The organism is Halalkalibaculum sp. DA3122, from assembly GCF_043951865.1.
Lineage (GTDB): Bacteria > Bacteroidota > Rhodothermia > Balneolales > Balneolaceae > JAMQKA01.
Genome location: NZ_JBINJF010000015.1, coordinates 72,685 through 85,170 on the forward strand (window position 1 = coordinate 72,685; position 12,486 = coordinate 85,170).

Below are 12,486 nucleotides of genomic sequence, written 5' to 3' on the forward strand. Positions count from 1 at the left end.
TATTTTGGAACGCTGATGATAAAGGCAGGGCTCTGCACCCGAACCCATTTCATCCGCGCTCTGTCAAGGTGATAATAATGCGCCCGATCCACCGGTAAAGTAGATGTACAAGGGGATAAAGATAAAGCCCACAGCCATCAAAACAGCGAAGATGATCCCCGCGGTATAAATAAGACCTGAAAACCTGGTATGCTTCATCGTCAGAGAGGTAAATGCGCTCCAAAAGCCATGCTTTAGGTGAAAGCCCAAAAGAATCATCACAAATGTATAGCCGAAGGCGTAAAGCGGACTTTGAAATTTTTCCACTACCAGCGCCTTCAGGTCGCGCGCCGGTTCACCGTCGATCATTACCGTCTCGGTAGCCCCGAACTTAAACGAGTCCAGGTGAACAATTAAAAACAGAAAGAGGACGATACCGGTAAAGATCATGCTTTTGGAAGCCCAGCTAACATGACTAGCTCCCCCTTTACTGTTGTATTCTTCATATCCCTCCGGCCGGGATTTCCGGCGTTTCAACCAGATCGAAACCCCGAGATAGGCGTGCAGCAGAAAGCCCACGACCAACACCGCTTCAATCAGGTACAAGATCCACCCAAGACTTTCAAGGGCATAGGTGTATTCGTTAAAGGCCTGCGGTTCCCCAAAAATCGTCAGATTTCCAATCAGGTGCCCGATAATAAAAAGAATAAGGCCAATACCTGTAACTCCGGTTAAAATTTTTCTACCAACTTGTGACTCTAGCGCTTGTAAAATTGATGGCATTGCAATCTGATCGGTGATTTTTCTTCTTAAAATAGGTAAGCCCAAACGTCGCGTTTGAACCCCTCTTCCCAACGCCTGAAAATGTAGCGAAATAACTAAAAAGGCAAGATCAGATGCCTCAAATAATTATAAACCACTTATTAAGAAAAAGTCTAAATTGGGTTTTGGTATTTGACAATTGGGATCAGTTATTTGTAGATAAAACTGATCGACAACCTTCTTTTCACCATTTAACCAACTGTTGAAGACTGTAGCCAAACAAACAACCGCCTCGTTTCGGGAGAAAGGCTCAAAATTTATCGGACACCTCTTTCCCTCGGAAACCAAAGACGAATTTAGCCGGCAGCTTTCCGGTATCACATCCCGGTATCCCGACGCGACGCATCACTGCTACGCCTACCGGGTTGACCCCACCGATCCACAGGAGTTCGCCCAGGATGACGGGGAACCTCGTGGAACCGCCGGACTCCCGATTCTAAACCAGCTCAAGTCGGCTGAACTGGTCAATGCCGGCCTGGTAGTCGTTCGCTATTACGGGGGCACGAACCTGGGAACGTCTGGGCTGATCGAGGCTTACGGGCACACCGCCCGATGCTGCGCCGAGAAGGCGGACCTGTTTACGCTCATTCCCACACTTAACATCGAGCTGCGATATCCCTACCATCGACAAAATGAGATCGATCAGCTCGCCTCAAGCTTTGACCTGACTGAACTGGACGCCACCTACCTGGCCGCCGTAACCCTTGTACTCGCATCGCCTCTGGACAAATCGGATCAGCTTACCCGGAAGCTGGACAAGATGGTGCACCTGGAAATTCAATATGAAATACTGGGAGAAAGTTTCGTGATTCATCAATAACTTATGCTTTACCCCGGGTTTTGCCAGGGGATAAAGTATTGCCACAGCCTCCTGAAAATATCAACATCCTGTTTCCCGGTTTCTTAACCAATCCGGGTTCAAAACCCGGACATCATCCCAATCCCAAATTGGAGCTGAAACTCTGGTAACCGCTCCTTACTTTAGCTTACTCAAATTCAACAATCAGATCCTATGAAGATTTATACAAAACAAGGTGACCAGGGGGATACTTCCCTTTACGGTGGCGACCGGGTGTCAAAATCGTCCTTGAGGATCGAGGCGTATGGAACCGTGGATGAGCTGAATGCCTGGGTCGGCCTGGCGCTGAGTGCCAGACTTTCTGAGAAAGGAACCGAAGTGATGACGAATATACAGGAGCACCTGTTTATATTGGGAGCCGATCTTGCCACTCCTCCTTCGGCAAAACCGCGTATTGAGCGGCTTGATGAACGTCACCTCCAATATCTTGAAACCATGATCGACGAAATGCAGAACGAACTACCGGCACTAAAAAACTTTGTCCGACCCGGCGGGGCAAAAGGTGGAGCTCACCTGCACGTCGCACGCACCATCTGCCGCAGGGCCGAACGCTCGGTCGTTCGGTGCAGCGAACAGGAAGCGGTTTCTGATTTCACGATTAAGTACCTGAACCGGCTGTCGGACCTCCTCTTTGTGGCAGCTCGCTACGAAAACCAACAGGCCGGGATCCCGGAAATCCCCTGGAAACCGGACCGGGGTGAGCAGGAATAACTTGGACCTTCCCGGCCACCAACAAAAACTGAATACCCAGACCCAAGACCCACGACTCAAGACTCAAGACTCAAGACTCAAGACGAAAAACACACAACACAAAACTCAAGACAAAAATATGGCCTTAATGATTTCAGTCTCGGGCATCCGGGGCATTTTTGGTACCGACTTAACTCCTGAAAATCTTGCCCGGTTTACGGCCGCCTACGGCACATGGATCGACCGCGGTACTGTCGTCGTCGGCCGCGATACCCGTGTTACCGGCCCGTTATGCGAGGACATCGTCTGCTCAACGCTGCAAGCCGTGGGATGCGATGTTGTCAAAGTGGGAGTCGTGCCCACGCCCACCGTAGCCATGTCGGTACTCGAGCAGGATGCCGATGGGGGCATTATTTTGTCCGCCAGCCATAATCCCGCCGAGTGGAACGCCCTGAAGCTGTTGAATGAGAAAAGTGAATTCCTGGATTCCGACCAGGGCCAGCAGGTTATTGAACTGTCGGAAAAGGGAACCTTCAACTACCAGCAGTATGAAACGATCGGGTCGGTATTTACCGACAAGCATGCGGTTGAAAAGCATATCGAAAAGATTCTCGATCTCCCCTACATCAATCCTGACAAAATCGCCGCGGCTGATTTCACCGTGGCGATCGACCCGGTAAACGGGACCGGGGCTGTCGCCCTCCCCCCCCTGCTGGATGCCCTGGGAGTTCATACCATTCACAAAATTAATGCGGCCCCCACCGGTATCTTTGCGCACAATCCCGAGCCCCTGCCCGAACATATGCAGGATATCTGTGCCCTGGTACGAAACAAATCATGTGACCTGGGTATTGTGACCGATCCCGATGCCGACCGGCTGGCACTGGTGACCAATACCGGTGAACTGTTCGGCGAAGAAAATACGCAGGCAGCTGCAATCGACTTTATGCTTGCCCGGCACAAAGGCCCTGTGGCCACCAACCTTTCCTCCTCGCAGGTGGTGGACGACATCGCTCAAAAATATGGACAGACCTGTCACCGCTCTTCTGTGGGAGAAATCAACGTAGTGAAGAAAATGCAGGAGATTGATGCGGTGATCGGGGGCGAAGGCAACGGCGGTGTGATAAATCCGGACCTGCACTACGGCCGGGATGCCCTTGTGGGAGTCGCCATGATACTGCAGATGCTGGCAGAACGAGGCATAACGCTGGCCGAATACCACCAGCAGCTGCCAAAATACCATATCAGCAAGAAAAAACTACAGCTCGACGGAATTGACGGTGACCAGGTGCTTGAGCGGGCCCGGGAGCGCTATGCCGATCAAAAACTCATTACTATTGACGGGGTGAAAATTCATTTCAGCGAAGGATGGGTTCACCTGCGAAAATCAAATACCGAACCGATCATCCGGGTCTATGCCGAGGCCCAAACCCGTGAAATGGCCGATGAGCTTGGAGGACGAGTTAAAAAAGAGGTATTAAAGTAAAAGTAACAGTTCTCCCTTGCTGGAGAGAAAAGTCCCCTCGGATGGGGCATGGTCAACGCTCGTTGTATATTTTGATCTTAAATTTCAATCTGCCTGCAGCTTTTTTATTTTAGATTCAATATTTCTTTTAATTGTAAATTTTATCCTCAAGTCAATTTTCCATGATAGTATCAATGACTGGTTTTGGGCGTGGCGAGGCCTCGGCAGACGGGTTCGCGCTAACCGCTGAAATTCGCGCTGTAAACAGCCGATATCTCGATCTTTCCATCCGCCTGCCACAGGAGATCCAGGAGAGGGAACTGGATCTTAAAGAAATTATCCAAGCGCAAATAAACCGGGGTAAACTGAATATTAATATCCGCCTCAACCAGGCACAAACCGGGCAGCCCGAGGTCACCTTCAACGAGGAGCTGGTTAAAGGCTACAAACGGCTGTTGGAAGAGCTCAGAGACTCCGCAAATATTGACGAACCGGTGACCCTGCGCAATCTCATGTCATTCAACGACATTTTTGTGAGTCGCGAACAGGATGAGGAGACGATCGAGAAAATATGGCATCTTGCCCGCGAAGCCACCGAAGAAGCCATCGTGCAGCTGAACCAGATGCGCCGGCAGGAAGGGCGGCAGCTGGAAAAAGACCTGCACCGTCGGGTTTCCAATATTGAAGAACTACTCAATAAAATCGCCGTACTCACCAAAGACCGCGCAGAAGAGGCGCGTGAAAAGCTCAAGGAACGGCTGGACGACCTGATTGATGATGATGCGCTGGACCCGGAACGGCTGGAGATGGAAGTGGCCATCCTTGCTGACAAAATGGATATCACCGAAGAGATCGTCCGGCTGCAATCACATCTCAAATTTTTCAGGGAGGCGCTCGAACAGGAGGAATCGGTGGGACGTCGTCTCAATTTTCTTTCCCAGGAAATTAACCGCGAAATCAACACCATCGGTTCCAAAGCCAACAGTTCTGAAATATCAAAACATGTGGTTCACGCCAAAGAAAACCTCGAACAGATCCGTGAGCAGGTGCAGAATATCGAATAGCGACTCAATGAATGTCGAATGCTTATGAAGTCGGAACAACACACCCCTGGACAGATTCAGTGCTGAATGCTGCCAAACAGATAACTTTTTGTATAAGACCATGACCTCCCGGGAAAACAAAAAAGGTAAAGTAATTATCATTGTAGCGCCGAGTGGGGCGGGAAAGACCACAATCGCGAATAAGCTGCTCAATGATATCGACAACGTAAAATTTTCAACCTCTGCCACCACCCGTTCTCCGCGGGAGGGCGAACAGGACGGCAGGGAGTATTTTTTCCTGAGCGATGAAGAGTTTGACAGGCGGGTGGAACGGGGTGAATTCCTCGAATGGGAAGCCTATGGAGAAAACCGGTACGGCACCCTGCGTTCAGAAGTTGATAAACTGGTGGAATCTGGCTATTTTCCTCTGCTTGATATCGAGGTCAAAGGGGCTTTGAATGTCAAAAAGATGTACGGCCCCGGCAGTGTTGCTATTTTTATCAAGCCTCCTTCGCTGGAAGAGCTCAAACAGCGGCTGCGCAATCGAAAGTCGGAAACCGAACAGGAGGTTCAAATTCGGCTGAAAGAAGCGCAAAAAGAACTGCAATACGCCGATGAGTTCGACCACGTTGTTATTAATGATGACCTGGATAAAGCGTATAGCCAGGTCAAACAAATTGTCACCAACTTTATCCGCTAACCGAGTAGTTTTATGTCCATACAAACATTAGATGTTGAAAAGCTGAACAAAGATACCGGCAATCAGTATGAACTGATTGTTATCATGTCGAAGCGGTCTCGTCAGCTTGCCGCCCAGGAGAAACTTCAACTGGATGAAAAGCTGAAATACTTTGAAGGGTTCGAAGATGACGATGAATTTTCCTTCAACGAAGAGCAGGAAAACATTTCCAAGGAGTTTGAAAAACTGCCCCATCCCACCCAGCGTGCCGTTCAGGAGATGAAGCGGGGCGAAATCTATTTCCGTTATCCTCAGGACGAGGATTAACATATGCTTTCCGGCAAGCGCATCTTGTTGGGCGTAACCGGTGGAATAGCAGCCTACAAGGCTGCTATTCTTTTGCGCGAATTTCAGAAGGCCGGGGCCGAGGTTCGTGTTGCCATGACCCCCTCGGCCACGCGTTTTGTTGGTGCCGAAACTTTTTCCTCCCTTTCCAGGCACCCCGTCGCGGTCGATATTTTTCCCGACAGTTCAGATTCCGGCGACTCCTGGACGCGCCATATTCAATGGGGGGAATGGGCCGACCTTTTTGTAATTGCGCCGTGTACCGCCAACACTCTGGCAAAAATTGTGCACGGGCTTGCCGACAATATGCTCACCTCAACGGTACTGGCAGCGCGTTGCCCGATCCTGATCTGCCCGACGATGGACGGGGAGATGTACCAGGCACCCGCCACACGGAAAAACCTAGAACAAGCACATAATTTGGGTTACCACGTCCTTGAACCCGAAGAAGGCTACTTGGCCAGCGGCCTGGAGGGCAAGGGACGTCTGCCCGAACCCCAGCAGATTCTGCAGTATTCCACTGAATTGATCTCTTCCGTCTATACGGGGGGAGTCCTGGCCGGCAAAACCGTCCTGGTGACGGCTGGTCCCACGCGAGAGCATATCGACCCTGTCCGGTTTATCTCGAACCCCAGCACCGGAAAAATGGGCTTTGCCATGGCCGAGGCCGCCCGGCAGCTGGGAGCTGAAGTGATACTTATTCACGGTCCGGTGCAGCTCTCCCCTCCAGCCGGAATGGAGACGATCGAAATTGAAACTGCCCAGCAGCTTTTTGAGGCGGTTAAAACGTATGCTGATGCTGATATTGTCATAATGTCGGCGGCAGTTGCCGATTTTTCCCCTTCCGAGTATCACGAGCAAAAAGTAAAGAAGGAGCAAGCAGAATCGGAGATCAAGCTCACCTCCACCCCCGACATCCTGTCCTGGCTGGGTCATAAAAAGCGAGACGGACAGGTACTGATCGGGTTTGCCATGGAGACGGAAAACCTGCTCGAAAACGCCTCCCGCAAGCTCAATGAAAAAAATATTGACTGGATTGTAGCCAACTCGCTCACTGAACCCGGAGCTGGGTTTGCCGTTGATACAAACGCCGTCCTTTTACTTGGAAACAGCCGGCAAGAGCAACTCAGCGGCTCAAAAAAAGAGCTGGCCCGGGAGATCCTGGATCTCATTTTTAATTCAAAATAGCAGTACACTGTCACAGTTTTAATTGCCCGGTTTGGCCCAGATTTCGATCAGGTTACGGAAGGTATTACTGTAGAAAATGGCTGCTCGATCCCGTGGTACTCATCTTCTCAAAGATCAGCTCGAAAGTGGTGCCGTTTTCGGAGTCAATATGGAGTTCTCCTTCCAGCTGGTCCGTTAACTGGTCGATCAGGGTCATCCCCATGGAAGCCCGCCGCAGTTCCTCGAAATTGTCTGGCAGGCCGATTCCGTTATCATCCACCACCACATGCACTTTACAATTCTTTTCCCAGATACGTACATTCAGGTTGCCCCTCTTCTTTCCCTCAAAAGCGTACTTGAAGGCGTTCGTTACAAATTCATTCAACACCAGCGCGCAGGGGATCGCCTGGTTGATATTGAGATTGATATCCTCCACCTCCAGGTTGATCTCGATATCCTTGTCCGCGGTAGAGGTCACTTCATTGTTAAAACCGATCAGCTTTTCTATATAGCTGCTTAGCTTCAGATGAGCAAAATTCTCGGTCTTGTAGAGGGTTTCATGCACCAGGGCCATCGTCTTAATTCGGAGCAGGCTGTCCCCCAGAATATCGGCCACATCTTCATTTTTCTCATTGAGAACCTGCAACTGTAACAGGGCCGATGTAATCGCCAGGTTATTCTTTACGCGGTGGTGAATCTCCTTGAGCAGTATCTCTTTCTCCTTCAGTGAATTCTGCAGTTTTCGCTGAACATTTTTTTGATCGCTGATATCGATGTAGATCCCAAATCCCGCCAGGGGTTCTCCCTCCAGGTATACCGGTATCGCTCCCACCAGCACGTCAACCGGGTCTCCATTCTTCGTAATACGGGTAAATTCTTTGATAAAATCTTCTCCCAATATTTCCTGTCCCGGCATTTTAGGGGCCGCGGCCGCCTCTTCTTCCGGAACAATAAAGTCATCGATATCCTCTCCCGCCAGTTCATCTTCCGTGTAGCCAAACAGCTGCTCGAATTTTCGATTAATCATTTTTACCTGGTTGTCCCGGTCCACCATTATCATGGCTACCGGCGCCCGCAAAAAGAGGTTCCGGAAAAGCTCCTCACTTCGTTTCAGATCCTGTTCGGCCTGTTTATGGCGGGTGATATCCCGCACGATCGCCTGGATGTAGACCCCGTCCTGCAGCACGATCTTGTTCAGGCTTATTTCCGTATCGATTAATCGCCCCTTTTTGGTAACGTGTTTCCACTCAAATACCTGGGGTGACCCGTTAAGTGTTTTGCGCAAATACTGACGACCTTTGCGGTCAGATTTGCTCCCGCCTGGCTGGACCGCCGGGGAAAAGACAAAGGGCGTCTGCCCGATAATTTCATCCCGGGAGCACTCAAAAAGCTCCTCCATTTTGCTGTTGCAGTCAACAATATTGCGCCCCTTGAGAATCAAAATGCCGTCATTGGCCCGTTCGTACAGTTTGCGGTACTTTCGTTCGCTGAGTTCCAGCTCCTCCCGAACACGTATGCGTTCAAGGATACGTCCCAGTTGACTCTCAACAGTCGCCATAATCTCCATCAGCTCCGGCTGCATCTCCACCGAATGCTCGCTGAAAAATTCCAGTACCACCGTAATCTCGTCCTGCACCTTCACGGGGAAGGCAAAACAGGTGCTTACAGGGAGCGATTTTCCCAGTTCTTGACGGATAAACGTTTCCTTGTGGGCTTCCAGATTTTTCAGCCACAGCGGCTGCTCCCGGTTGATAACCGCCCCCAGGAATCCCTTGCCAGGCTCAACATCTGTTTCTTTTGACAGGTCCACGATCGCCTGGTACCGGTCGGGGTCCTTAAGGTACCATATATCCGTGCTCTCAAAACGCTGCGCATTGGCTCGCTGGTATACATGTCCCACCGGCCAGTCGATAAACGCGCAGATCTTCTTGACCGCCATCTTCAGGGCCTGGTCGTAATGGTTCAGATTCCCCACCGAACTGGAAAGCTCATTGACAAAACGGATCATCTCATTTTGCCGCGAAAGCTTTTGCTCCGCTTGTTTTTCTTGTGAGATGTCTTCGACGAATGTCAGCAGCATCCGGGCTTCTCCCTCCTCGTCGCGGAGTACCGAGGCGTGAATACGGATGTCGACCTGCGTTCCCCCGCGGTGGGTGATTCGCGTATCCAGTTGCCGGGCCGGTCGCCCGCCCTTTACTTCCCGGAATCTTTGTTCCAGTTTCTGCTTTACTTCAGAGGAAAACAGATCCATTGCAGACAATCTTTTCCCCAGCATTTCGTCGCCGGGATACCCCGAGAGCTCCTCTGCACGTTTTGACCATTCAACCACTTCCAGCCTGCTGTTCCACTTGATCATCGCAAGTGGATTTTCCCGGATGAGATGATCCAGCTCCCGGTAGGCCTCTTCCACCTCCATCCGCGCGTTTACCTCTTTTGAAATATCCAGCACCGACACCAGGCGCGAGCGGTATCCCTTGTATGGAAAAGCGTGCGAGGTAACCTGGACATGAAAAATTTCCCCATCTTTCTTTTTATGACGAAACACGCGGCTGCTGTTCAATCCTTCATTCAGGTGTTCCAGGGTATGGTGCAGCCTCTCGATCTCCTCTTCAGGCCGGATATCCTCCAGGTTCAGCTGTGTAAATTCATCAGCTGAATAACCGTACTTTTGGACGGCGGCGTGATTGACTTTCAGGATATTGAGCGTATCCATATCATAGAGCAACATGGGGTTTGGATGCCGCTCAAAGAGCAGGGCCTCGTTCTCCATCTTACGATAATAAACTTAATATTGAATTGTGTGCTGATATACCTTTGACAGGATCTGCATAACTATTTTTTAGCCGTTTACGACCCGTTATGTTTCTCCCGTTAAATACTTTTAATCCTTTTGTACCAACGTTCATTTTATTAATGCATTCACCGACACAGCATTCCTGAGAGAGTGGACGTCCTCCCGGCGATACGCTACTATCCCCCGATAATAACGTTATTAATCCCTGTCAAGACCGTCGGCAGGGCGTGGCGCCTGCGGCTCGTCTCCACACAAGGCTCGCATCGAGGCCCTGAAGCGGCACGGAATGTACCCCGCTTGGTCTTTCAATAGCCTCGCAATCTGTCGTCGATACTGTAGATGATAATGATATTCGGGAAATTCAGTATTCCCACTTGTACGTTCTGTGCGTTTTGTGATGTTTACATCCCAGCGCCTCCAGGCTGCGCTGCATAAGCCAGTTTTTTTCACTGACCCAAGCCCCCTCCAGGTATTTCATTGATGGAGCCGCTTCTTTTGTATACTGTATCCCCCGGGTAAATGTAAGCGCCTCCAGCCCCATCTTCCTGAATTTCGGACGGGTCCCGTATACCAGCGTCCGCAGATGCCTGGCGCGTCGTTTAAACCAAAAAAGCTTGGGATAATGCCACCACCGGAGCCGTCCGCCCGTTTCTTTCGAAACCTCATTCAGATCGGGTACACACACAATAAATGAAGCAGGTTCCCCATCTACAAATGCCAGCAGCACGCTTTCCGGGATGAGCACCGGTTTCAGTTTCCGGACCAGCCTGTTGATGGTCTCTTCCGTCAATTCTGTAAATTCCTGCTCCCGTTCCGGGATCTCCTGGTTGCTCCATGCATCGTTATAAATTTCACGCATGTACTGGGCATCCCGGTAGATATTATTCATGTCGATCGGGCGGAGTTCAACGCCGGGCTTGCGCTCAATACGGTCGGTGATCTTGACCATGCGGTCCGGCACCGGCTTGTCAAAATAACGGATGTAGCTCCAGTGATCGTCCAGTTTCTGACCCCCCGTCTGCTCCAGCAGGTCCTTGTAGTAGGGCGGATGGTAATACATACCGTAGATATTGGGATGTTCAAAATTTTCGACCAGCAGTCCCCAGTATGTATCATTTTCCCCAAAATTTATGGGTCCCCTCATCGCCCGGTACCCCCGCTTTTGATGCCACCGGCGGGAAAAATCGATAATCTCGTGCGCCAGCTCAGCATTATTTTCCATCTCAATAAACCCGATACCGCCCATCTTGGGCTCCAGCACTTTATCCCGCTCCGGGGTGTTCATCAGGGCAAACCGGCCCACCACCCGTGCACCGTTCTGTACGATAAAACGCTCACACTCCCCGGTTTTAAAAAAATCATTCTTCTCGGGATCAAAAATGTTCTCGAGTTCAAATCGAAATGGCGGAGCCCAGTAGGGGTTATCCCGGTAAATTCTAAAAGGCAACTCATGAAAAGCATCAATATGCTTTTCTGTTTGCACCTTCACAACATTAAAAGCCATGATATCTGTAGTATTTCCAATTTTTCAAGGCATGATAAATGTAAGACACTGCCTGCTTTTCTCAAATTTCATTTCCTAAATACGTAGATTTACACCACAATAACACCTATTTTTGAGCTCTCAAATAAATCTACAGTGAATTGGATACCAACACCGACGGGAAAACAAAAAAGAGGCTGATAGCCCTGCTGCTGCTCATCTCATGTATAACCAGCGGTGCAATGCTGTTTTATTCCGAAGAGGGATCGCCCACGCGGCTCCGAAATTTCGCACAGGCCGACTCCCTGATCGTCAGTACACTCCAAAAATTCAATATTAACCGTACCCAGTTCAGCACGGAAACACGGCCGGTTGATTCCGCCCTGGTCCGTAAAACCTATTACATCGATCTGCCCCCGGGATTTTCAAAAACCCTGCTCCACGCCGAGCTGAACCGTATTTTTCATCCCCTGGCGGTAGGGACTCCGGCCAGAGTCAACCTCCCTGAGGAACGCATGCTGATCCAGTTAACCTACAAGGGCACCGTTTTTCGATCTCTTTCGCTCAGAACGGATGACAAGCTGGTACTGGACCGCAACATCGCGAGCATTATCATCGCGTTCAGCGAGCAGCCGTCAGCGGAGATGGTTGAATCGGTTATCCGGTTTGGAGAGCCGATCCCGATAGCTCTGCAGGTTTCCAGTCCCGAAGAGGTACGCCGGCAAGTCCAGGAGATCAAGCCGGAGTACCCCCATGTCTGCTACTGGATTGAGCCAGAGATGGAGAAGGAGAACCCCGAAACTCCGACTCCACTGCCATCCCTGTCTCTGCTTGAGCACGTTCCCCCAAATACACCAATTCTCAACTTCCGGCAGGCTTCCGTGCTTTCTTCTCAGGATGCGGCCCCGATCACGGAAACCGCATCCCAAAAAAATATCACCTTCATCGACGTCAATGACGCCGTCATCTTGAACTCAAATCTAGGGGAATCGTTCTTCAAGGAAAAGCTCGAAACATTCTCAACACAAGCCCGTCAGCAAGCCCACCCGGTAGCCATTATCATGGCCGACGAGTCGGCCCTGCAGTGGCTGAGAGAAAAACTGCCCGGCTTTAAAAAGCAGGGACTCTTCCTGATTCAACCTCCCCAAATCAACTATTGA

General features: G+C 50.4%; 11 protein-coding genes. 8 read left to right on the plus strand and 3 right to left on the minus strand.

Annotated features, from left to right (window positions below; translation table 11 throughout):
- Positions 1-63 precede the first annotated feature (63 nt).
- A complete protein-coding gene (locus tag ACG2F4_RS11350) occupies positions 64-762 on the minus strand; it encodes a succinate dehydrogenase cytochrome b subunit (protein ID WP_395260805.1) in 699 nt (232 codons plus the stop codon).
- A gap of 241 nt (positions 763-1,003) precedes the next feature.
- On the opposite strand from ACG2F4_RS11350, the gene ACG2F4_RS11355 reads away from it, so the two are divergent.
- The 7 genes from ACG2F4_RS11355 to coaBC all read left to right on the plus strand — a co-directional run bounded on the left by ACG2F4_RS11355 (position 1,004) and on the right by coaBC (position 7,070).
- The gene (locus ACG2F4_RS11355) at positions 1,004-1,621 is read left to right on the plus strand and encodes an IMPACT family protein (protein WP_395260806.1); all 618 of its coding nucleotides are present in this window, start codon (positions 1,004-1,006) and stop codon (positions 1,619-1,621) included.
- Positions 1,622-1,813: 192 nt separating this feature from the next.
- Positions 1,814-2,371, plus strand: coding sequence for a cob(I)yrinic acid a,c-diamide adenosyltransferase (locus ACG2F4_RS11360; RefSeq protein ID WP_395260807.1), 558 nt, complete (start codon positions 1,814-1,816; stop codon positions 2,369-2,371).
- A gap of 118 nt (positions 2,372-2,489) precedes the next feature.
- Positions 2,490-3,836 (plus strand): phosphoglucosamine mutase, encoded by a 1,347-nt coding sequence (gene glmM, locus ACG2F4_RS11365; protein ID WP_395260808.1) that lies wholly within the window; start codon positions 2,490-2,492, stop codon positions 3,834-3,836.
- Between the two features lie 161 nt (positions 3,837-3,997).
- The gene (locus ACG2F4_RS11370) at positions 3,998-4,879 is read left to right on the plus strand and encodes a YicC/YloC family endoribonuclease (RefSeq protein WP_395260810.1); all 882 of its coding nucleotides are present in this window, start codon (positions 3,998-4,000) and stop codon (positions 4,877-4,879) included.
- A gap of 88 nt (positions 4,880-4,967) precedes the next feature.
- Complete coding sequence (gmk, locus tag ACG2F4_RS11375) at positions 4,968-5,558, plus strand: guanylate kinase (RefSeq protein WP_395260812.1); 591 nt, start codon at positions 4,968-4,970, stop codon at positions 5,556-5,558.
- Between the two features lie 12 nt (positions 5,559-5,570).
- Positions 5,571-5,864 carry a DNA-directed RNA polymerase subunit omega gene (locus ACG2F4_RS11380; protein WP_395260814.1) on the plus strand — a complete coding sequence of 98 codons (294 nt, stop codon included), beginning with the start codon at positions 5,571-5,573 and terminating at the stop codon, positions 5,862-5,864.
- A 3-nt stretch (positions 5,865-5,867) separates the two neighbouring features.
- Complete coding sequence (gene coaBC / locus ACG2F4_RS11385) at positions 5,868-7,070, plus strand: bifunctional phosphopantothenoylcysteine decarboxylase/phosphopantothenate--cysteine ligase CoaBC (RefSeq protein ID WP_395260815.1); 1,203 nt, start codon at positions 5,868-5,870, stop codon at positions 7,068-7,070.
- Between the two features lie 64 nt (positions 7,071-7,134).
- Here coaBC and ACG2F4_RS11390 read toward each other — a convergent pair whose 3' ends face one another.
- Together ACG2F4_RS11390 and ACG2F4_RS11395 are read right to left on the minus strand one after the other, a co-directional pair.
- Complete coding sequence (locus ACG2F4_RS11390) at positions 7,135-9,819, minus strand: PAS domain S-box protein (RefSeq protein ID WP_395260817.1); 2,685 nt, start codon at positions 9,817-9,819, stop codon at positions 7,135-7,137.
- Positions 9,820-10,204: 385 nt separating this feature from the next.
- Positions 10,205-11,347 (minus strand): hypothetical protein, encoded by a 1,143-nt coding sequence (locus ACG2F4_RS11395; protein ID WP_395260818.1) that lies wholly within the window; start codon positions 11,345-11,347, stop codon positions 10,205-10,207.
- Positions 11,348-11,487: 140 nt separating this feature from the next.
- Between ACG2F4_RS11395 and ACG2F4_RS11400 the strand changes: the two genes are divergently transcribed.
- On the plus strand, positions 11,488-12,486 hold the full coding sequence (locus ACG2F4_RS11400; RefSeq protein ID WP_395260820.1) for a hypothetical protein: 999 nt from the start codon (positions 11,488-11,490) through the stop codon (positions 12,484-12,486).

Coding starts and splice junctions, on each gene's coding strand:
- ACG2F4_RS11350 (WP_395260805.1), bottom strand. CDS start 762: ATGCCATCAATTTTACAAGCGCTAGAGTCACAAGTTGGTAGAAAAATT.
- ACG2F4_RS11395 (WP_395260818.1), bottom strand. CDS start 11,347: ATGGCTTTTAATGTTGTGAAGGTGCAAACAGAAAAGCATATTGATGCT.
- glmM (WP_395260808.1), top strand. CDS start 2,490: ATGGCCTTAATGATTTCAGTCTCGGGCATCCGGGGCATTTTTGGTACC.
- ACG2F4_RS11380 (WP_395260814.1), top strand. CDS start 5,571: ATGTCCATACAAACATTAGATGTTGAAAAGCTGAACAAAGATACCGGC.
- ACG2F4_RS11390 (WP_395260817.1), bottom strand. CDS start 9,819: ATGGAGAACGAGGCCCTGCTCTTTGAGCGGCATCCAAACCCCATGTTG.
- ACG2F4_RS11360 (WP_395260807.1), top strand. CDS start 1,814: ATGAAGATTTATACAAAACAAGGTGACCAGGGGGATACTTCCCTTTAC.
- coaBC (WP_395260815.1), top strand. CDS start 5,868: ATGCTTTCCGGCAAGCGCATCTTGTTGGGCGTAACCGGTGGAATAGCA.
- ACG2F4_RS11370 (WP_395260810.1), top strand. CDS start 3,998: ATGATAGTATCAATGACTGGTTTTGGGCGTGGCGAGGCCTCGGCAGAC.